The organism is Actinomycetospora chlora (assembly GCF_039542135.1).
GTDB lineage: Bacteria > Actinomycetota > Actinomycetes > Mycobacteriales > Pseudonocardiaceae > Actinomycetospora > Actinomycetospora chlora.
The window spans coordinates 58,669-78,162 of the sequence record NZ_BAABHO010000028.1 but is presented as its reverse complement, the minus strand read 5'-3'; the positions used below and the strand labels follow the sequence as shown (position 1 = coordinate 78,162).

Below are 19,494 nucleotides of genomic sequence, written 5' to 3'. Positions count from 1 at the left end.
CAACTCCTTGGCACACAGAACGACATGGCTACGATCCGACTTACCAGCGCGAGGTCGCCGGGCAGCGAGCCCCACGCCGTGCGGCCCGCGCGCAGCGCCTCGCCCGCGTGGGCCGCGACCGCGGAGCCGTCGAGCAGCGCGGTCTCGTCGACGACGGCGACGCTGCCCGCGGGCGCGGCGCGGATCGCCGCGCGGTGGGCCTCGAGGTCAGCGACCGGCACCGGGCACCCCTTCCAGCACGTCCGTCCGCAGCTCCTGCTCCCGCCGCCCCGCGCGGCGCAGCCGGTCGCGCACAGCGGCGAGCTCGTCGCGCCAGGCGGCGCGGCCCTCCTGTGCGCCGGCCCCGAGCAGGTCACGGTTGTCCGCGGCCCGCAGCGCGGAGGTGAACAGCTCCCGGGAGACGACGTCGGCGCCGTGCAGGAGCTGCTGGCGCCACCACTGCTGGCCGAGCCCGGTGCAGGCGTCGAGGAAGGCGTCGCGACCGTCGCGCTCCAGCGCCCCGTCCCACCCGGCCAGCACCGTCGCCACCACCCACTGCGCCTCGACGAACGGCAGCAGCGCGCGCGGCGCCACGAGCAGCTCGGCCCGGTCGAGGATCTCCGCGGCGCTGCCGGTCGAGTCCGGCGTGCCGGTGCGGTCCGGGGCGAGGCGGGTCAGCTCGGCCAGCAGCTCGTCGCGGAACTCCCGGCGGCGCGGGAAGAAGAACTCGAACTTCAGCAGGTCGCGCAGCTCCAGCGCGGCCTGCCAGCAGGCCTCGAGGACCTCGTCGGGCGAGCGCTCGTCCCGCCCCTCGTCGACGACGGCGAACAGCGCCATCTCCAGCACCGCGCGCGTGAGCAGGTGGTGCAGCACGCCGTTGCGGTAGAAGGCGGCGACGTGGTGGCTCTCGGGCCCGATCGACCAGACGGTCTGCGGCCCGCCGTCGAAGCGGTCGACGACACCGACCGACTCCAGCCGCCCGAGGGTCTCCGCGAGTCCGTCGTCGCTGTCGACCCGGCTGATCACGGGCTCGTCGGCGAACAGCGTGCGCAGCGGCGCGACGACCGCGCGGACCTGCTCGAACGTCAGGGCGCGCCCGCCCGCGCCGAGCAGCGCGAACGTGACGACCGACGTCGGCGTCACCGGGGTGGCCCGGTTGATGCCGACCGCGATCCGGAACGCGACCTTCTCCAGCTGCGACGGCCCCTCGCCGGCCTCGGCGAGCGCCTCGCGCAGGCCCAGCGGCTCTCCGAAGCGCACCCGGGCCGAGCCGATGCGGCGCTGCTGGTCGCGCATGTAGCCGGCCAGCCAGCCCAGGCCCTCGGCCTTCTTGCCCGCCCCGCCCTGCTCGGCGGCCAGGGCACCGACCTCGTGGAGCTGGTCGTAGTGGATCGAGACGGGAACGAGCAGCGGGTCGGCGCCCGGCGAGCCCTCCTCGAGGTGGTCGGCGGCGTCGACGAGGTAACGCAGCAGCCCGTAGCGCGGCGGGCGGAGCTTGCCGGTGCGGGTGCGGCCGCCCTCGATGTACCACTCGAGGTTGAAGCGCTTGTCCAGCAGGTGGGCGAAGTACTCGCGCACCGCGAACTTGTAGACCGCGTCGTCGCCGAAGCTGCGGCGGATGAACACGATGCCCGCGCGGCGACCCAGGGTGCCCAGCGGCCAGAACGCGAGGTTGTTGCCCCCGAGCACGTGGTTGCGCGGGAAGTCGTGGGCGTGGAGCACCTCGGCGAGCACGAGGGGGTCGGCGTAGCTGCGGTGCGAGGGCAGGAACACCAGCGGGCGGGAGCGGCCCTGCTCGCGCAGGTTCTCCAGGCTGGTGGTGTCGACGTCGACGTCCCAGGCCTTGCGGTGCAGCGGGCTCATCACCGACCGGAAGGCCTCGATGGCCGGGGGGCTCTGCACCGCGGCCATCTCGGCGAGGCAGTCGGCGGTGCGCGCGAGCACCTCGTCGGTGTCCAGCCCGAGCTCGCCGGCCAGCGCCGCGGCGCGCCGGCGCACCGCCGCCGACGCGACGATCTGCTCGGCCATGAGCCGCGGCACCTTGTAGCGGTCGCCGGTCAGGCGGCGCTCGGCGCGGTCGCACGCCAGCGCGGCGCGGCGCCGGACGAACGCCACGAACCCGTCGCCGCGGGGGTCGCCGAGCTCCCGGTCGCCCTCGCGGCGCAGCTCGTCGAGGGTCGCGGCCTCGCCGGCCACGACGCGCGCCTTGTCCTCCGACCACCCGCGCACCCGCGCGTGGACGTGGCGCAGGCCGCGGCGTCGCGGGCTCAGCGAGAGCAGGTCACCGAGGGCCGGCGGGTCCGACGAGGCGCGCTCCGCCGGCGGCCACACCACGCGGACCGGCACCACCGTGGTGTCCGGGCCGGCGTCGTCGAGGGCGCCCGCGAGCTCGCGCCCGTCGTCGGGGACGACGCGGACCGGCCCGTCGCCGTTGCCGTACGTCGTCTCCGCCCACCGCCGGACGAGCTCGCGCTCGGTCCGTGACCGCGCCCCCGACAGCACCAGGGTCCGCACCAGGGTCTGCTGCACCACGTCGTGCCCCCGCCTCACCCCGCCCACCGGCGGCCGTCAGCCCTCGAGCGAGCAGGGCATGGTCTTCACGGCGTGCACGAAGTTGCTGCGCAGCGTCTCCGGCTCGCCGACGGTGAGGTCCGGGACCGCCGTCAGGAGCTGGGTGAAGATCTGCCGCAACTGCGTGCGCGCGAGCATGTTGCCCAGGCAGAAGTGGGGTCCGCCACCCCCGAAGCCGACGTGGGGGTTGGGGTCGCGCGCGAGGTCGAACCGCTGCGGGTCGGCGAAGACCTCGTCGTCCCGGTTGCCCGACTCGTAGAACATGACGACCTTGTCGCCGGCCGCGATCCGCCGCCCGCGCAGCTCGGTGTCCTCGGTCGCCGTGCGCCGGAACGTCATCACCGGGCTCGCGTGGCGGATGAACTCCTCCACCGCGCCCCCGATCCGCCCCTCGAGGTCCGCGGCCAGCCAGGCGCGCTGCTCCGGGTTCTCGGTGAGCCCGCGCATCGCGTGGGCGATGGTGTTGCGGGTCGTGTCGTTGCCGGCCACCGACAGCAGCACGAAGAACGCGCCGATCTCGTCGTCGGTGAGGCGCTGCCCGTCCACCTCGGCGGCCACGAGGTTGGTCATGAGGTCGTCCTGCGGGTCGCGGCGCCGCGCCTCGGCGAGCTCGTGCGCCGGGCCGAGCAGGGCGTGCAGGGCCTGCCCCGCGGCCTGCAGCGGGTCCTCCACCCCGAGGTTCTCCAGCACGTCGGGGTCGTTGGTGGCGACGAGCAGGTCGGCGGCCTCGGCGAGGGAGTCCTGGTACTCCACGGGCGCCCCCATGAGGTCGTAGATCGTGCCCATGGGCAGGCGCTTGGCGACGAGCTGGACGAAGTCGCCGTCACCATGATCACGCAGCTCGTCCACGATCCGCTCGGCGCGCTCCGCGATGCGGTCCTCCACGCGCCGGACCTGCTTCGGCGTGAACGCCGCACTGACGATCTTGCGCAGCTGCGTGTGCCGCGGCGCGTCCATCGCCAGGAACGACTGCGTCGCCTCGAGCAGCTCCGGCGGGGCGTCCTGGAACTGCACGCCCTGCCCGGAGCAGAAGAGCTTCGGGTTCTTGCTGACGTGGCCGATGTCGGCGTGGCGGGTCACGGCCCAGAAGCCGGGATCGCTCTCGCTCGGCATGACCATGCCCTCGGGCGGGCGGTGCCACGAGACCGGGCGCTCGCGGCGCAGCTCGGCGAAGGCCGCGTCGCGCTCGGCCATCGACCGGCCCCAGAAGTCCAGCGAGGAGAGGTCGAGGGGGTCGACCTCCCGGTCGTCCGCGGTGGTCGTCACGCGCCGGCTCCCTGCTGCGCGGCCTGCTCGGCCTGCTCGGCCTTCTTCGCCCGGGCCGCGCGCCGCTCCTCCGCCAGGGCCAGGGCGTCGTCCCAGCTCTTGCGGCCGCCGATGAGGCGCCGGTACTTCATGACCTCGGCGGGCATGTCGACGGCGAGGGCGCCGACGATCCGGTCGCCCGCCCGGTAGATCGCGGTGAACGGCCCGCCCTCCGAGTCGTCGCCGGCGACGACCTCGATCTCCTCGGCGTCGGCGACCCCGACGAACTGGACGCGGCCGTCGTACCAGTCCGACCAGAAGTAGGGAACGGTCTCGTACGGCTTCGCGGCGCCCGGGTCGACGGCGTGCCGCGCGGCGCGGCCGCCCTGGTCGGCTGCCGACGTCCAGTGCTCGAGACGCATCGTGCCGTCCACGACGTCGGTGAACAGCGCGTTCGGCCAGCGCGCGACGTCGCCGGCGACGTAGACGCCGTCGGCCGCGGCGAGGGTCTCGTCGGCGACGACACCGTCGTCGATCGTCAGCCCGGAGCCCTCCAGCCAGTCGGTGGCCGGGCGGGCGCCGATGCCGACGACGAGGACATCGGTCTCGAGCTCGGTGCCGTCGCCCAGGCGCACGCCGGTGACCCGGCCGTCGCGACGCAGGACCTCGTCGACGGCCACGCCCGTGCGGACCTCGGTGCCGTGGCGGCGGTGCAGGTGGGTCAGCGCCCGGCCCATCCGCTCGCCGACGGCGCGGGCCAGCGGGGTCTCGAGCGCCTCGAGGATCGTCACCTCGAGCCCGAGCTTCCGTCCGACCGAGGCCACCTCGGAGCCGATGAACCCGGCCCCGACGACCGTGAGCCGCCGCGCGCCGCCCCGCAGGGCCGCGCGCAGCGCGATCGCGTCGTCGAGGGTCCGCACGGTGTGCACGCCCTCGAGGTCCTCGGTGCCCGGCAGGGCCCGCGCGTGCGCGCCGGTCGCGATGACGAGCCCGTCGTAGGACAGCGTGCGGTCCCCGACCGTCACCGTCCGCGCCGCGGTGTCGAGCGCCGAGGCCGGCGTGCCGAGCAGCAGCTCGACGTCGAGGTCGCCGGCGAAGGTCTCCTCCTCGCGGTAGCGCGGGTCGGGGCACTCCTCGGCGGCCAGGTACTCCTTGGACAGCGGCGGGCGGTCGTAGGGCAGGTGCTCCTCGGCACCGACGAGCGTGACCTCGCCGTCGAACCCGTCGCGCCGCACGGCCTCGACGGCGCGCAGCCCGGCCAGGGACGCCCCGACCACGACGAGGTGGGTCACTCCTCGCCCTGGAGGGAGAGCGCCTCGGTCGGGCACGCGGCGACGGCCTCGCGGACGTCGCTCTCCATCCCCTCGGGGACCTCCTCGGCGTGCAGGATCAGCGACCCGTCGTCGTCCACCTCGAACACGTCGGGCGCGAGCGACTCGCACATGCCCATCCCGGTGCAGCGGTCCCAGTCCACGACGATCCTCATCGGTGCCCTCCGGGTGGTGGTCGGCGTCCTCGACGGCGCGCCGACCATAACGTGCGTGATGGTCCGGGGCGAGACCTCCGTCACCGGACGATCACCGCGCGCGACCGGGGTGTCGTGAGAGCGTTCGCCGACGAGCACCCGACGAAGGAGGACGCGGACGTGACCACCCTCGACCCCGCGCTCGACACCGCCGCGCCGGCCACCCCGACCGCCCTGTCGATCACGCGCGACGAGGGCGTGGCGACGGTGCGCCTCGAGCGCCCGCAGGCCGCCAACGCGCTCGACCGCACCCTGTGGCGCGAGCTGCGCGACACCTTCCGGGCCCTCGACGAGGACCCCACCGTGCGCGTCGTCGTGCTCACCGGCGCCGGCAAGCACTTCTGCGCCGGCATCGACCTCGGGATGCTCGCCGAGATCGGCGGCGCGGCCCACGCCACGGCGGACCCGGGCCGGGCGCGCGAGACGCTGCGCCGCACGGTGCTCGACCTGCAGGACGTGCTCACCACCGTCGAGCGCTGCCGCGTGCCCGTGCTCGCCGCGATCCAGGGCGCGTGCGTCGGCGCCGGGCTCGACCTCGCCGTCGCCTGCGACCTGCGCTACGCCACCCCGCGCACGAAGTTCTCGCTCAAGGAGGTGGACATGGGCCTCGCCGCCGACGTCGGCGTGCTCCAGCGCCTGCCCCACCTCATCGGCGAGGCCCGTACCCGCGAGATGGCCTACACCGCCCGCGACGTCCGCGGCCCGGAGGCCGAGCGGATCGGCCTGGTCAACGCGTGCCTGGAGGGCGACGACCCCGAGGCGCTCGTCGCGCACGTCACCGAGGTCGCCCGCGGGCTCGCCGCCAAGTCGCCGCTGGCGCTGCGCGGCACCAAGCACGCGATCACCTACGCCCGCGACCACACGACGGCCGACGCCCTCGACCAGATCGCGACGTGGAACGCCTCGGTGCTCATCTCCGACGACCTCACCGAGGCCGTCACCGCCTTCGCCGAGGGCCGCGCCCCGCGCTACTCGGACTGAGCCTCGCGGCGCGCCGGATCCGCCCGCCACGGGTCGGGCTCGGCGACCGGCGGGTCCCACGTGACGTCGGCCCGGTCCCGCACGGTCGCCTCGAACTCCTCGAGCAGGGACGCCAGGTCCACGTCGGTCACGCCCGCGATCTGCTGGTGCCCGGCGAGCACCGCGACACCGAGGGCGGCGAGGCGCTCCCGGCGGTCCGGGTCGACGACCACCGGCGCCAGCACGTCGGACAGCGCCCGCAGCCGGCCCCGGTCGACCGCCCGCTGTGCTGCCTCCACCGTCGGGTCCACCGTCGCCCAGGCACGGATGGCGGTCTCGGCCCCGTGCGGCACCGTCAGCGCCAGGTACTTCATGCGCGTGATGCGCTCGCCCGGGTCGTCGCCGGCGTTGACGAGCTCGACGATGCGGGCCACCTGCTCGTTCTCCCAGTGCTCCAGCAGCGCCGCGACGAACCCGTCCCAGCTGCCGAAGTGGTGGTAGAAGGAGCCGCTGGTGACGCCGAGCGCGGCGCAGAGCCGCCCGATGCGCAGGCCGTTGCGGCCCTCGCGGGCGAGCAGGCGCAGCGCCTGCTCGTAGTAGGACCGCGGGGTGGCCGTCGGCATGGGTCCTCCCGCAGGGGTCGCCCGTCGAGCAGAACGTAACCTACTCTACGGCCGACCCCCCGGTCCGCACCGTCGAAGGAGACGACGATGTATCCCGGCACGTTCGCCGCCACCAGCCCGGACCGCAAAGCCGTGATCATGGCCGAGACCGGTGAGGGCCTGACCTACCGCGAGCTCGAGGACGGGTCGGTGCGGCTGGCCCGGACGCTGCACGAGCACGGGCTGCGCCGCGGCGACGTCGTCGCCCTGCTCTCCGACAACCACCCGCGCGTCTTCGAGGTCTACTGGGCCGCGCAGCGTGCCGGCCTGCTGGTCACGGCGGTGAACCACCACCTGTCCCCCGACGAGGCCGCCTACATCGTCGACGACTGCGGGGCGCGGGCCCTGGTGGTCAGCGCGGCCAAGGACGAGCTGGCCGCGGCGATCGTCGACGCGACGCCGCACGTCACGCTGCGCCTGGCCTTCGGCGGCGCCGTGCCGGGCCACCGCGACTACGACGAGGTCGTCGGGCCGCAGAGCGCCGAGCCGATGGCCGACCAGCCGCGCGGCGGCGACATGCTCTACAGCTCGGGCACGACCGGTCGCCCGAAGGGCATCAAGCCGACGCTGCCCGAGCGGCAGATCGACGAGCCGGGCGACCTCTACATCGCCGTGTTCAAGCCCATGTACGGCTTCGGCGAGGACACCGTCTACCTCTCGCCGGCGCCGGTCTACCACGCGGCGCCGCTGCGCTTCGGCGCCACGATCCAGTCGACCGGCGGCACCGTCGTGATGATGCACCGCTTCGACCCGGAGGAAGCGCTCGCCGCGATCGAGCGCTACCGCGTCACCCACAGCCAGTGGGTGCCGACGATGTTCGTGCGGATGCTCAAGCTGCCCGCGGAGACGCGGGCCCGCTACGACGTCTCGAGCCTGCGGGTGGCGATCCACGCCGCGGCACCCTGCCCTGTCGAGGTCAAGCGGGCGATGATCGACTGGTGGGGCCCGGTGCTCTACGAGTACTACAGCTCGAGCGAGGCCAACGGGATCACGTTCATCGACTCGCGGCAGTGGCTCGAGCGGCCCGGCTCGGTGGGGCTCGCGGGGCTGGGCACGATCCACGTCTGCGACGACGAGGGCCGCGAGCTCCCTCCGGGCGAGGTCGGCACCGTCTACTTCGAGCGCGACCAGGTGCCCTTCCGGTACCACAACGACCCCGAGAAGACCCGCGGCAGCCAGCACCCCGAGCACGAGACGTGGACGACCACCGGCGACCTCGGCTACGTCGACGACGACGGCTTCCTCTACCTCACCGACCGCAAGAGCTTCATGATCATCTCAGGCGGGGTGAACATCTACCCGCAGGAGATCGAGGACGTGCTCGTCCTCCACGACGCGGTCGACGACGTCGCCGTGATCGGCGTGCCCGACGACGAGATGGGCGAGTCGGTGTTCGCGGTCGTCACGCCCGCGCCGGGCCACGAGCCGTCGGAGGCCCTGGCCGAGGAGCTGCTCGAGCACGTCCGCGGGCGGATCGCGCGGTACAAGACGCCACGCCGGCTGGTGTTCACCGACGACCTGCCCCGCACGCCGACCGGCAAGCTCGTCAAGCACCGCCTGCGCGAGCGCTACGCGGCCGGGGAGTTCGTCGCCACCTAGAAGAGCGAGCGGAAGAACGTGGCGATCGACGACAGCGCGTTGCCGATGATGGCGAGGATCGAGCGGACGACGTCGGCCGCGCCCTCGGGCTGGGCGATCACGAAGTAGAGCAGCACGGCCACGACGACCAGGATCAGCAACCGTCTCACCGATGCAGACATGCGTTCGCCGCCGCTCCCGTCGTCCCGGCCCCCGACCGCGCTCGGGGGTGGGCGCGGTGCGCACCGACCGTAACGCCATCACCTCGTCCGGTGGTTCCACTTCGACGGAGTGTCGGGCGCGCGTCCGGAGAAGATCGGCGTCGACCCGCCCGAACGGGCACGATCCCCCGCCGTGGACTCCTTCACCAGCGACGGCCTGCGCTTCGACGTCACCGAGTACGGCGCGAGCTCGACCGACGGCATCCCCGTGCTGCTGCTGCACGGCTTCCCCCAGACAGCGGCGAGCTGGGAGCCGGTCGCCCGCCGGCTCGCCGACGCGGGCCACCGCGTCCTCGTCCCGGACCAGCGCGGCTACTCGCCCGGCGCCCGCCCCGCCGGCCGGCGCGCCTACCGGGTCGAGGAGCTCGTCGACGACGTCGTCGCGCTCCTCGACGCCGCGGGCGGCGGGCCGGCACACGTGGTGGGCCACGACTGGGGCGCCGTCGTGGGGTGGGCCCTGGCGGCGCTGCACCCGGAGCGGGTCCGCACGCTGACCGCGGTCTCTGTCCCGCACCCGGCGGCGTTCGTGAAGGCGATGGTGACGAGCCGGCAGGTCGCCCTGTCCTGGTACATGTACGCCTTCCAGCTCCCCGGGGTCGCCGAGCGGGTGCTGGGACGCCCCGGGGGGCTGGCGACCGCGGCGCGGCGCGCCGGGCAGAGCCCGCAGCGGGCGCGGCGCGACGAGGCGGCGCTGGCGGCGAAGGGCGGACTGCGTCCGGCGGTCACGGGGGCCGTCAACTGGTACCGCGCCATGCCGTTCTGGGAGCACCGCGGGCTGCAGCTCACCGTGTCGGCGCCGACCCTGCTGGTGTGGAGCGACGGTGACGTCGCGATCTCGCGTGCCGCGGTGGACGGCACCCCGCGCTGGGTCACGGGGCCCTACCGGCTGGAGGTGCTCAGCGGCGTGAGCCACTGGATCCCCGACGAGGTGCCCGATCGGCTCGCCGACCTCGTGCTGGAGCACGTCGCGGAGCGGGGCTGAGGTTGGGGGGTTCCGGGAGCGCGGGGGGATGCGCTCCCGGAACCATGGTCGGCCGAGGGGGGCACGGCCGACTGCCTCATGTTACGTGCTCATGACTCGGCCGGTAGGGGCTCCGGGTGCGATCCTGAACACCCGTTCAGCTCAGCTCACCGAGCCTGCACACCGACGAGTCGGTTGCGCTCCCGCGGTGATCGGGCGATGTCCGAGGGGAGCTCGCGGTCATCGCCAGGGCGGAAAGGGCGTTCGCCGTCGCGGTGTCGCAACAACGAGTTCCGGTGCGCCACGATCGCGGTGGCGAGGGCCTGGGCGTGGGCCTCCGCGGCGGGCGAGGACTCGCCCGTCACGTGCTCCACGGCACGGCCGACCGTCTCCGCGAGGCGCGCGAGCTCGTCGAGGACGTCGGCCGACCACGTGAAGTGGTCGACCCCGTCCGGTCTCAGCGCTCGCCCCTGGTCGTCGAGGCGCCGCAGGGCGTCGGAGGCCTGGCGGGCGAGCGCGACGCCTGTGTTCTCAACCGTCACGACGTGGCTGTACCCGCCCGCCGAGGGGGCGACGCGCTCGATGGTGCACGACCGAATGGAGCACAACTGCGGCGGTCGAACGAGCGAGACGGGGTGGAGCCGGTCCCGCTCCTGACTGCTCCCCAGCGTCAGGGGTGGGACCGGCTCCCGCAGGGCCGTCACGGAGCCCCCGAAGCCCCGGCCACGGCCTTTCACGATCAGCGTGCCCGTGCCTTGAGGTGCGGAAACACGGTGGCCGGCTCGTGGATCGGTTCAGCGCGGGGCGCAAGGTGGCCCCGCCCCCGGCTGCCCGGGGAGCGGGGCCGTCCCCGCCGGCCGCCCGTCTGCGCGGACAACCGCCGACGCCGGGGAGCCAGGACCGTCACCCTCCTCGGCCCCGTCGGACGGGTCAAACCGCGGCACCCGTTCGCCCGTCGCGGTCCCACGGCCGGCGCAGTGCGCCGCCGTGCTCAGCGGTCGTCGCCGGCGACGTGGTCGAGCGCGCGGTCACTCGCGGCCGTCTCGCGGTCGATCTCCTCCTGGTCGCGGTCGATCTGGTGGCGGGACCGGCGCAACGCGGAGCGGTTGCGGTCGAGGCGCGCCTGCGCGCGCGCCACCGTCTCAGCCGCACGGTCCAGCGCCGCGAACGAGCGCTCGACCGGATCCGTCGTCGGGGTACCCAGTGCCCGCGCCAGCCCGCTCAGGGCCTCCTCGCGCTCGTCGACACGCTGCTCGCGCAGGTCGGCCAGCTGCTCCCGCCGGTCGGCATCGGCCTCGCGGGCGTCGGCGGCGGCGTCGCGGAGGTCGGCAGCCGCGTCCCGGGCGTCGGCGCGCGCGTCCCGCTCGTCGGCGTCCTGCCCGTGCTCGCCCATGACACCCACCCGACCCGTCGAGGCCGTTCCCGTCGTCGGTACCCGCACAGTGTGGCCCCGGGGCCCCCGCTCCGGGGCGCCAGTTCGCCGCCGGCCGGAATCGAGGCCCATCCCGGCCCGCGTTGCCGGCCCCGGGCACCGTTCACGCTCCGGGCGTGCCCCTCCGCGGGGTACGGACGCCTGCCCGGTAGGGCTTGCGGAGGTCCTCCCGAGGACGTGACCGCTGACGACGGGAACCGGCCGTCACCTCCGGTGATCGGGATGACTCCCGATCACCGGGTCCTCGTCGTTCCGCTGTGGTTCCGCGGTCCGCGCCCGCCGGGCTTCGTAGAGGTGCTCCGGGTCGAGCTGGTCACGCACGCCGTCGGGATCGGGGAGGCAGCCCAAGGGGTCACCATCGGCGGACTCGGCGTCCACCCGCAACGAGTCCGATATCTCCATCTGCTCGACCTGCCGACGCTGTCCGGGATCGAAGACGTCCACGATCTCCGCTGCGCGTTCTCCGGCCCGTCCTGCCCGACCGCCGGGGCGGCCACGCACTTTGACGAACAGTGCGGCGAGGCCGGGCACCACGAGCACGAGCATCACGCCGACGTTGATGACGAGGCCGATGACCGCCGCGCCGTCCACGACGCCAGTGTGCGCTTCGGGGTCTCTCCCACGCTTCCGACGAGCAGCGCTGACCTCAACCGATCTGCCGGCCTTCGGCGTTCTCCCAGTAGGGCTTGCGGAGGTCCTTCTTGAGGATCTTCCCCGACGCGTTGCGCGGCAGGGCGTCGACGACGTCGACCGAGCGCGGGCGCTTGAAGCCTGCGATGCGCTCCTTGCACCAGTCGAGCAGCGCGTCGGCGTCGATCTCCGAGCCCTCGGCCGGGACGACGACCGCCTTCACCGTCTCGCCCCACTTCTCGTCCGGGACGCCGATGACGGCGACGTCGGCGATGTCCGGGTGACCGGACAGGACGTTCTCGACCTCGATGGGGTACACGTTCTCGGCCCCGGTGACGATCATGTCCTTGATCCGGTCGGTGAGGAACAGGTAGCCCTCCTCGTCGACGTAGCCCGCGTCGCCGGTGTGGAACCAGCCGCCCTCCAGGGCCTTCGCCGTCTCCTCCGGCCGTGCCCAGTAGCCTGGGGTGACCTGCGAGGACCGGATCCAGATCTCGCCGACCGTGCCGTTCTCGACGTCCTCCCCGGTGGCCGGGTCGACGGCCTTGAGCTCCACCCACGGATAGGCCTTGCCGGCCGAGCGCATGAGGTGGGCGCGCGGGCCGTCCGGGTCGTGGTCGGCGGGGTCGAGCTGGCTGATCGCGCCCGTGGTCTCGGTCGATCCGTACACCTGGAACAGCGGCGCCCGGAACGTCGACAGCACGCGGTTCAGCACGGTGCTCGTGATCGGGCTGGCGCCGTAGGCGATGGCGCGCAGCTTGGACCAGTCCTTGTCCGCGGCGCCGGGCACCTGGGTCAGGAACTGCAGCACGGCGGGCACGAGGAAGGCGTTGGTGACGCCCTCGTCGGCCATCGTGGCGAGCAGCTGGTCGGGGACGATGTCGGCGATCAGGACGCAGCGCGCGCCGAACGACAGGCACACGAGCGCGAAGCCCGAGCCGCCGATGTGGAACAGCGGCATGGCGACGAGGCCGACGGACTCGGTGTCGAAGCCCCAGTGGTCGCCCACCGAGAGCAGCGCGGCGAACTGGGTGTGGGTCAGCACGACGCCCTTGGGCAGGCCGGTGGTGCCCGAGGTGTAGAGCTGCAGGACGCAGTCGTCGTCCTGCGCGTCGTCCGGCGGGTCGAGCACCTCGTCGGAGGCGGTGAGCCAGCCCTCGTAGTCCTCCCCCACGACGAGCACCCGCCGGACGGCGTCCAGCGACCCGACGCGGTCGCGCAGGTCGGCGAAGTCCGGGCCGAGCACCACGAGCGGCGCCGCGGAGTCCTCGACGATCGCGACGAGCTCGTCGTGGGTGAGCCGGTTGTTCAGCGGCGCGGTGCCCGCCCGCACGCGTGGGGCACCGAAGAGCAGGTCGAAGAACTCCGGGCGGTTCTTGCCGAGCCACACCACGCGGTCGCCGGCCCCGACCCCGTCGGCGGCCAGGGCGCGGGCGGCCAGGCCGCCGCGCCGGTCGAGCTCCGCGTAGGTCGTGTGCCGTCCCTCGAACGTCATGGCCACGAGGTCGGTGTCGCCGGCGTACTGGCGCACGACGTCGGTCAGCCGGAACGGCACGGGGAACCTCCAGGGACGGGGCGAAACGGACACCGGTGACGCCGACCACAGGCGGCGGCGCGACCGTAACGGCTCATACGGAAGCGCGGAAGAGTCAGGGTTGACTGTTACCTGCGGGTGCAGCCACCCTGGGGCGAACCGTCCCCACGAGGAGGCCACCCGGTGGAGCGCACGATCTTCTCCGACGAGCACAACGACTTCCGCGAAATGGTGCGCGACTTCCTGGAGAAGGAAGCGGTGCCGCACCACGCGGACTGGGAGAAGCAGGGGCACGTCAGCCGCGACGTCTGGCTCGCGGCCGGCCAGACCGGCCTGCTGGCCATGGACGTCCCCGAGTCCTACGGCGGCGGCGGCACGTCCGACCTGCGCTTCCAGTGGATCGTCACCGAGGAGGTCGCGCGCGCCGGCACGTCCGGCCTGGGCTTCTCGCTGCACAACGACGTCATCGCGCCCTACCTGATCGAGCTGACGACCGACGAGCAGAAGCAGCGCTGGCTGCCGCGGTTCGCGACCGGCGAGATGATCACCGCGATCGCCATGACCGAGCCGGGCACCGGCTCGGACCTGCAGGGCATCCAGACCCGCGCCGTCCGCGACGGCGACGACTGGGTGATCAACGGGCAGAAGACGTTCATCACCAACGGCGTCATGAGCGACCTGGTGATCGTGGTGTGCAAGACCGACCCGGACGCCGGCGCCCACGGCTTCAGCCTCATCGCCGTCGAGCGGGACACGCCCGGCTTCGAGCGCGGCCGCAACCTCGAGAAGATCGGCATGTCCGCCCAGGACACCGCCGAGCTGTCGTTCACCGACGTGCGCGTGCCCGCCACCAACCTCCTCGGCGAGGAGGGCAAGGGCTTCATCTACCTCATGCAGAACCTTCCCCGCGAGCGCATGTCGATCGCGGTCGGCGCGACCGCGGGCGCCGAGCGCGTCCTCGAGGACACGATCACCTACGTCAAGGAGCGGACGGCCTTCGGCAAACCGCTGGCGAAGCTCCAGACGGTGCGGTTCACCAGCGCCGAGATGGCCACGAAGCTGGCCGTCACGCGGACGTTCGTCGACCGCTGCATCACCGAGCTGAACGAGGGGAAGCTCGGTCCGGCCGACGCCTCGATGGCCAAGTACTGGGCGAGCGAGACGGCCAAGGAGGTCATCGACTCCTGCCTCCAGCTGCACGGCGGGTACGGCTACATGAAGGAGTACCCGGTGGCCAAGGCGTACCTGGACACCCGCGTGCAGACGATCTACGGCGGCACCACCGAGATCATGAAGGAGATCATCGGCCGGGTGGTGCTCGGATGAGGATCGGCATGGGGCTCGCCTACGCGCAGGGCGGGTTCACCGAGACCGTCGAGAAGCTGGTCGAGCTGGAGCAGGTCGGGCTGGACGCGGTCAGCGTCGCCGAGCTCTACAGCTTCGACGCCGTCAGCCAGCTCGGCTACATCGCGGCGCGGACGTCGCGGGTGCACATCGAGTCCGGGATCGTCCAGATCTACACGCGGACGCCGTCGCTGACGGCGATGACCGCCGCCGGCCTCGACTACGTCTCCGACGGCCGGTTCGTGCTCGGCATGGGTGCGTCGGGGCCGCAGGTCATCGAGGGCTTCCACGGCCTGCGGTACGACGCGCCGGTCGGCCGGACGCGCGAGGTCGTCGAGATCTGCCGGCAGGTGTGGCGCCGGGAGAAGGTGCAGTACGCCGGCAAGCACTACACGATCCCGCTGCCGCCCGAGCAGGGCACCGGCCTCGGCAAGCCGCTGAAGCTCATCAACCACCCGGTGCGGGACCGCATCCCGGTCATGCTCGCCGCGATCGGGCCGAAGAACGTCGAGCTGGCCGCCGAGCTGGCCGAGGTCTGGGAGCCGATCTGGTTCCACCCCGGCAAGGCGCACGAGGTCTGGGGCTCGGCGCTCGAGGCCGGCAAGGCCAAGCGGGACCCGGCGCTGGGCGAGCTGCAGGCCGCGGTCAACGTGCCGTTCGCCGTCGGTCCGGGCGCCGGGAAGCTGCGCGAGCACGTGCGGCCCCAGCTCGCGCTCTACGTGGGCGGGATGGGCGCCAAGGGGAAGAACTTCTACAACGACCTCGCCGGGCGGTACGGCTTCGCCGACGAGGCGGCCGAGATCCAGGACCTGTACCTCTCCGGGCGCAAGGAGGAGGCGGCGGAGAAGGTGCCCGAGGAGCTCGTGCACGCGGTGTCGCTGATCGGGTCCGAGGACGAGGTCGCCGAGCAGGTCCGCGAGTTCGCCACCGCCGGGATCACGCAGCTCAACATCACGCCGCTGGACCCCGACCACGAGACGGTGAAGTCCTCGCTGGAGACGCTGAAGTCGCTCCTCTAGGAGCCGCCGGACCCGCCCTCGGGCAGCAGCATCGTGCGGGCGAGCTGCTTCCACTGCTCGAGGTGCGGGTCCGTCTGCGGGTCGCGCGGGTCGAACCCGTAGGTCAGGGCGACGCCGCGCATGCTCGTCAGCAGCGTCTCGCGCAGCAGGGCGGCCCGCGCCGGGTCGGCGTAGTCCTCGAAGAAGGCGTCGACGGTCTGGCGGATCGCCGCCCCGAGACGCCGCTCGGCGGGCAGCAGCGCGGCGGCCAGCGCCGGGTCGGTGCGCGCCGCGGTCCACAGCTCGACCGAGGCCCAGAAGTAGGCCTGCTGGTAGGTCCACCACATGACCTCGACGGCCCGGTCGAGGCGCGCGTCGGGGTCGACGTCGGCGGACGGGAGGTCGGCGCGCGCGAGACCGTCCGCGGCGAACCGGCTGGTCGCGAGGTGCTGCGCGGCCGCGACGAGGAGGTTCTCCTTCGACGGGAAGTGGTGCAGCAGCCGGCCGCGCGAGACGCCGGCGCGGTTCTGGATCGTCAGCGTCGTCGTGCCCGCGTACCCGGACTCGACGAGGCACGCCACCGCGGCGTCGAGGATGCGCGTGCGGCTGTCCGACGTTCGCTGCTCGCGCGAACGACGCTCCGGGTCGGTCGTCGACCTGGTCACGATCCCGCCCCCTCCCGTCCGCCGCGTGGTCACCCCGTCGTGGACGATCGTGCCGTCGCCGGCGCGAACGGTCAAACCTGACTGTCGGGCTCCAGCACGGCGAGCAGGACCGTCACGAGCAGCGCGCGCGTCCGGGCCCGGTCGAGCGTGCCGCGCACCAGCCACTCCCGCGACGCCGAGCGCACGAGGCCGAAGAAGGACCGCACGCGGGCGCGGTAGGGGTCGTCGGGCGCGTCGGGGGCCAGGGCCGCGAGCACGCGGTCGGCGGCGATCTCGTCGGCCTCGGCGAGGATCGCGTCGACGTCGATGTCGCCCGCCGCGCCCGTGCCCACCGAGAGCCACAGCCCGCGGTGGCGTTCGACGGCATCGAGGAACCAGTCGACGGCCGCGCCCGCCCGCTGCTCGACGGTGCCCGGCGGCAGCTCGGCGACGGCGACCTCGGGGATCGTCGTGAGCCGCCGGACCACCTCGAGGTAGAGGTCGCGCTTGGTCCCGAAGTAGTGGTTGATCAGCCCGCGGGCGACGCCGGCCTCGCGCGCGAGGTCGGTGGTGGAGACCGCGGCGTAGGGGTGCTCGGCGAACAGCCGCAGCGCCCCGGCGACGATCTCCTCGCGCCGCGCGTCGGGGTCGAGGCGGCGGCCGCGGAGCGGGGTGCTCATCGGCGTGTCGCGGGACCGAGCGTGTGGCGATCCTGGCGCCCGGTGCCAGCAACGCCCCGTTGCTCGCACCGGTCGTGCGCCGTCATCCCGAAGAGCATCGCGAAGTCGTGGAGGGTCGCCGAGACGACGGGGCGGCGGCCGGCCAGGAAGCGCAGGGGGCCGTCGGGGTCGAACGTCCAGTCGGCGTGGAGGAGGCCGAGACCGTTGCGGCTCGTCACCGGGCTCTCCCAGAGGCGCCCGTGGAGGTCCTGGGCGAGGGTGAAGCCGACGCGGGGGCGGCCGGGCAGGCGAGCGCCGGGGCGCAGGACGGCGGAGGCCGCCGGCCGGTCCGCGCTTTCCGAGCCCTCCACCGTCATCGACGGCCGGCCCTCGTCGACGCCGGTGAAGCTCGCCAGGCCTTTGGGGATGCCCCAGAGCTCGCGGCCGCCGTCGCGGGAGGCGGGGCTGTCGACCCAGATGGCGACGATGTGCGGCCGGGGGCGCAGCCCGACGCGGCCGGCCACGGCGACCAGCAGCTCGTGGTAGCTCAGGACGCCGCCGGGGGCGTAGTCCACCCACGCCGCGCCGACCGGGGTGCGCCCGCCCGGGGAGAGCGGGCGCCAGCCGTCCGGCCACGTCGCGGTGGGCAGCTCCTCGGTGGACACGAGGAACGTCGACAGGTCCATGCGGCCGACGAGCGTCCAGGGCTCGGGCGGGTAGGTCATCGGGGCGCTCCGATCCGCGGGAGGGGCAGGTCGACGGGGATCCGCAGCGCGCCCGGGGCGTCCTCGGGCACGACGGGACGGTGCGGCGCCACCGGGTCCACCCGGCGGTAGGCCGCGCCCGGGGCGGGGCGGGGGTCGGGCTCGCCGCGGTTGGGCCACAGCGACATGGCCCGCTCGGCCAGGGCCGTGATCGTCAGGGACGGGTTCACGCCCAGGTTCGCCGGCACGGTCGAGCCGTCGACGACGTGCACGCCGGGGTGGCCGTGCAGGCGGTGGTACGGGTCGACGACGCCGGTCGCCGGCGTCTCGGAGATCACCGCGCCGCCGAGGAAGTGTCCGGTCACCGGGAGGTTCACCAGCGTCGAGCTCGCGCCGACGGGGAAGCCGCCGATGCGCCGGGCCACGCGGCGTGCCACCTCGTGGCCGGCGGGGATCCAGGCGGGGTTCGGGGTGCCCGCGCCGGGGCGTGAGCGCAGCCCGCCCAGGAGGCGGCGCGGCTTGAGCGTCAGCGAGTTGTCCAGCGTCTGCATCACCAGCAGCACGATCGACTGCTCGGCCCAGCGCCGGGGGCGGTGCAGGGCGCGCAGCGTCCGCCGCGAGCGCGCCAGCTCGCCGGCGATCCGGCGCCACGACGGTCCGCGCTCACCGAGCGAGGGGTCCCGCACCGCCGTGGTGCCGTCGACGAGCACGGCCGAGAGCAGCGCGAGCAGGTTGGAGCCGCGGCCGTAACGGACGGGCTCGACGTGGGTGTGCGCGTCGGGGTGGATCGACGAGGTGATGGAGACGCCGCGGGTGAAGTCGGCGGCCTCGCTCGGGGTGCGCGCGGCGAGGATGGCCTCGGAGTTGGTGCGCGAGAGCTCGCCGAGCCGCGGCGAGATGCGCGGGAGGTCGCCGCGGCGGCGCAGCCGGTGCAGCAGGCGCTGGCTGCCCAGCGCGGACGCGGCCACCACGACCTGCTGCGCGCGCAGCGTGCGCCGCCCGCCGGGGCGCCCGGTGGCGCGGACGTCGACGTCGTAGCCCGACGCGCCGGAGAGGTCGCCCCCGCGGGGACGGAGGCGGGTCACCGTCGTCATCGGGTGCACCGTCGCGCCCGCCGCCTCGGCGAGGTACAGGTAGTTCTTGACCAGCGTGTTCTTGGCGTCGTGGCGGCAGCCGGTCATGCACTCGCCGCAGTGCAGGCACCCGTGGCGCGCGGGCCCGGCGCCGCCGAAGTAGGGGTCGGGCACCTGCTCGCCCGGGGGCGCGCCGAAGAAGACACCCACGTCGGCGGCCCGGTAGGTCTCCCCGACGCCCATCTCCCGCGCGACGTCGCGCATCACCGCGTCCGAGGGCGACACCCGCGGGTAGGTGGTGGCGCCGAGCATGCGGGCGGCCTGGTCGTAGGGGGCGTCGAGCTCGTCGGCCCAGTCGGTGATGCCGGCCCATTGCGGGTCGTCGTAGAAGGCGCGGGGCGGGCGGTAGAGCGTGTTGGCGTAGACCAGCGAGCCGCCGCCGACGCCCGCCCCCGAGAGCACCAGGACGTCGCGCAGCGGGCTCGCCCGGAAGATGCCGAAGCACCGGACCCAGGGCGCCCAGAGGTAGTCGCGCAGCTGCCACGACGTCGCGGGCAGCTCGTCGTCGGCGAACCGGCGTCCGGCCTCGATCACCCCGACGCGGTAGCCCTTCTCGGTCAGCCGCAGCGCGGTCACCGACCCGCCGAAGCCCGAGCCGACCACCAGCACGTCGTAATCCGCCGCCACACGCCCAGCCTCACCAGCCGTTGGCAGCGTGTCAACGAGAGCCGGACGACCCTACCGGTCAGTAACCAGCGGTGGTGCCCACGTTGA

General features: G+C 73.8%; 19 protein-coding genes. 5 read left to right on the top strand and 14 right to left on the bottom strand.

Annotation, left to right across the window (positions count from 1 at the left end; all coding sequences use genetic code 11):
- Nucleotides 1-207: 207 nt before the first annotated feature.
- Genes ABD994_RS17915 through ABD994_RS17900 form a run of 4 tightly spaced genes read right to left on the bottom strand, consistent with a single transcriptional unit; the run spans nucleotide 208 to nucleotide 5,281 of the window.
- Nucleotides 208-2,511: a glycerol-3-phosphate 1-O-acyltransferase gene (locus ABD994_RS17915; RefSeq protein ID WP_345417789.1), complete on the bottom strand. Its 2,304-nt coding sequence runs from the start codon at nucleotides 2,509-2,511 to the stop codon at nucleotides 208-210.
- Nucleotides 2,512-2,547: 36 nt separating this feature from the next.
- Nucleotides 2,548-3,816, bottom strand: a complete 1,269-nt coding sequence (locus tag ABD994_RS17910) for a cytochrome P450 (protein ID WP_345417786.1) — start codon at nucleotides 3,814-3,816, stop codon at nucleotides 2,548-2,550.
- Nucleotides 3,813-5,072: an NAD(P)/FAD-dependent oxidoreductase gene (locus tag ABD994_RS17905; protein WP_345417783.1), complete on the bottom strand. Its 1,260-nt coding sequence runs from the start codon at nucleotides 5,070-5,072 to the stop codon at nucleotides 3,813-3,815. Before ABD994_RS17905 ends, ABD994_RS17910 begins: the two co-directional genes overlap by 4 nt.
- An 11-nt stretch (nucleotides 5,073-5,083) precedes the next feature.
- Entirely contained in the window at nucleotides 5,084-5,281 is a 198-nt protein-coding gene (locus ABD994_RS17900; RefSeq protein WP_345417780.1) for a ferredoxin, read from the bottom strand.
- Nucleotides 5,282-5,440: 159 nt separating this feature from the next.
- Here ABD994_RS17900 and ABD994_RS17895 point away from each other — a divergent pair, with 159 nt between their 5' ends.
- The gene (locus ABD994_RS17895) at nucleotides 5,441-6,301 is read left to right on the top strand and encodes a crotonase/enoyl-CoA hydratase family protein (RefSeq protein ID WP_345417777.1); all 861 of its coding nucleotides are present in this window, start codon (nucleotides 5,441-5,443) and stop codon (nucleotides 6,299-6,301) included.
- Here the strand turns inward: ABD994_RS17895 and ABD994_RS17890 are convergent.
- The gene (locus ABD994_RS17890) at nucleotides 6,289-6,903 is read right to left on the bottom strand and encodes a TetR/AcrR family transcriptional regulator (RefSeq protein ID WP_345417774.1); all 615 of its coding nucleotides are present in this window, start codon (nucleotides 6,901-6,903) and stop codon (nucleotides 6,289-6,291) included. The two genes, ABD994_RS17895 and ABD994_RS17890, sit on opposite strands and share 13 nt — an antisense overlap.
- Nucleotides 6,904-6,990: 87 nt before the next feature.
- On the opposite strand from ABD994_RS17890, the gene ABD994_RS17885 reads away from it, so the two are divergent.
- A complete protein-coding gene (locus ABD994_RS17885) occupies nucleotides 6,991-8,541 on the top strand; it encodes an acyl-CoA synthetase (protein ID WP_345417771.1) in 1,551 nt (516 codons plus the stop codon).
- On the opposite strand, the gene ABD994_RS17880 is transcribed toward ABD994_RS17885, so the two are convergent.
- Nucleotides 8,538-8,690 (bottom strand): hypothetical protein, encoded by a 153-nt coding sequence (locus ABD994_RS17880; RefSeq protein ID WP_345417769.1) that lies wholly within the window; start codon nucleotides 8,688-8,690, stop codon nucleotides 8,538-8,540. The two genes, ABD994_RS17885 and ABD994_RS17880, sit on opposite strands and share 4 nt — an antisense overlap.
- A 184-nt stretch (nucleotides 8,691-8,874) precedes the next feature.
- Here ABD994_RS17880 and ABD994_RS17875 point away from each other — a divergent pair, with 184 nt between their 5' ends.
- Nucleotides 8,875-9,723 carry an alpha/beta fold hydrolase gene (locus tag ABD994_RS17875; RefSeq protein ID WP_345417767.1) on the top strand — a complete coding sequence of 283 codons (849 nt, stop codon included), beginning with the start codon at nucleotides 8,875-8,877 and terminating at the stop codon, nucleotides 9,721-9,723.
- A 146-nt stretch (nucleotides 9,724-9,869) separates the two neighbouring features.
- Here ABD994_RS17875 and ABD994_RS17870 read toward each other — a convergent pair whose 3' ends face one another.
- The 4 genes from ABD994_RS17870 to ABD994_RS17855 all read right to left on the bottom strand — a co-directional run bounded on the left by ABD994_RS17870 (nucleotide 9,870) and on the right by ABD994_RS17855 (nucleotide 13,319).
- Nucleotides 9,870-10,244 carry a hypothetical protein gene (locus tag ABD994_RS17870; protein WP_345417765.1) on the bottom strand — a complete coding sequence of 125 codons (375 nt, stop codon included), beginning with the start codon at nucleotides 10,242-10,244 and terminating at the stop codon, nucleotides 9,870-9,872.
- A gap of 449 nt (nucleotides 10,245-10,693) precedes the next feature.
- Complete coding sequence (locus ABD994_RS17865) at nucleotides 10,694-11,095, bottom strand: hypothetical protein (protein WP_345417762.1); 402 nt, start codon at nucleotides 11,093-11,095, stop codon at nucleotides 10,694-10,696.
- Between the two features lie 243 nt (nucleotides 11,096-11,338).
- On the bottom strand, nucleotides 11,339-11,725 hold the full coding sequence (locus ABD994_RS17860; protein WP_345417759.1) for a hypothetical protein: 387 nt from the start codon (nucleotides 11,723-11,725) through the stop codon (nucleotides 11,339-11,341).
- Nucleotides 11,726-11,780: 55 nt separating this feature from the next.
- Nucleotides 11,781-13,319 carry a long-chain-fatty-acid--CoA ligase gene (locus ABD994_RS17855; protein WP_345417756.1) on the bottom strand — a complete coding sequence of 513 codons (1,539 nt, stop codon included), beginning with the start codon at nucleotides 13,317-13,319 and terminating at the stop codon, nucleotides 11,781-11,783.
- Nucleotides 13,320-13,481: 162 nt separating this feature from the next.
- Here ABD994_RS17855 and ABD994_RS17850 point away from each other — a divergent pair, with 162 nt between their 5' ends.
- Together ABD994_RS17850 and ABD994_RS17845 are read left to right on the top strand one after the other, a co-directional pair.
- Nucleotides 13,482-14,624: an acyl-CoA dehydrogenase family protein gene (locus tag ABD994_RS17850; RefSeq protein WP_345417753.1), complete on the top strand. Its 1,143-nt coding sequence runs from the start codon at nucleotides 13,482-13,484 to the stop codon at nucleotides 14,622-14,624.
- Nucleotides 14,621-15,661 carry an LLM class F420-dependent oxidoreductase gene (locus ABD994_RS17845; protein WP_345417750.1) on the top strand — a complete coding sequence of 347 codons (1,041 nt, stop codon included), beginning with the start codon at nucleotides 14,621-14,623 and terminating at the stop codon, nucleotides 15,659-15,661. Before ABD994_RS17850 ends, ABD994_RS17845 begins: the two co-directional genes overlap by 4 nt.
- On the opposite strand, the gene ABD994_RS17840 is transcribed toward ABD994_RS17845, so the two are convergent.
- From ABD994_RS17840 to ABD994_RS17825, 4 genes are all read right to left on the bottom strand, one after another.
- Nucleotides 15,658-16,305: a TetR/AcrR family transcriptional regulator gene (locus ABD994_RS17840; protein WP_345417747.1), complete on the bottom strand. Its 648-nt coding sequence runs from the start codon at nucleotides 16,303-16,305 to the stop codon at nucleotides 15,658-15,660. The genes ABD994_RS17845 and ABD994_RS17840 overlap by 4 nt on opposite strands.
- A 71-nt stretch (nucleotides 16,306-16,376) precedes the next feature.
- Nucleotides 16,377-16,964 carry a TetR/AcrR family transcriptional regulator gene (locus tag ABD994_RS17835; RefSeq protein WP_345417744.1) on the bottom strand — a complete coding sequence of 196 codons (588 nt, stop codon included), beginning with the start codon at nucleotides 16,962-16,964 and terminating at the stop codon, nucleotides 16,377-16,379.
- Complete coding sequence (locus ABD994_RS17830; protein WP_345417741.1) at nucleotides 16,961-17,668, bottom strand: acetoacetate decarboxylase family protein; 708 nt, start codon at nucleotides 17,666-17,668, stop codon at nucleotides 16,961-16,963. Before ABD994_RS17830 ends, ABD994_RS17835 begins: the two co-directional genes overlap by 4 nt.
- On the bottom strand, nucleotides 17,665-19,407 hold the full coding sequence (locus ABD994_RS17825; protein ID WP_345417738.1) for a GMC family oxidoreductase N-terminal domain-containing protein: 1,743 nt from the start codon (nucleotides 19,405-19,407) through the stop codon (nucleotides 17,665-17,667). Before ABD994_RS17825 ends, ABD994_RS17830 begins: the two co-directional genes overlap by 4 nt.
- Nucleotides 19,408-19,494: the final 87 nt, after the last annotated feature.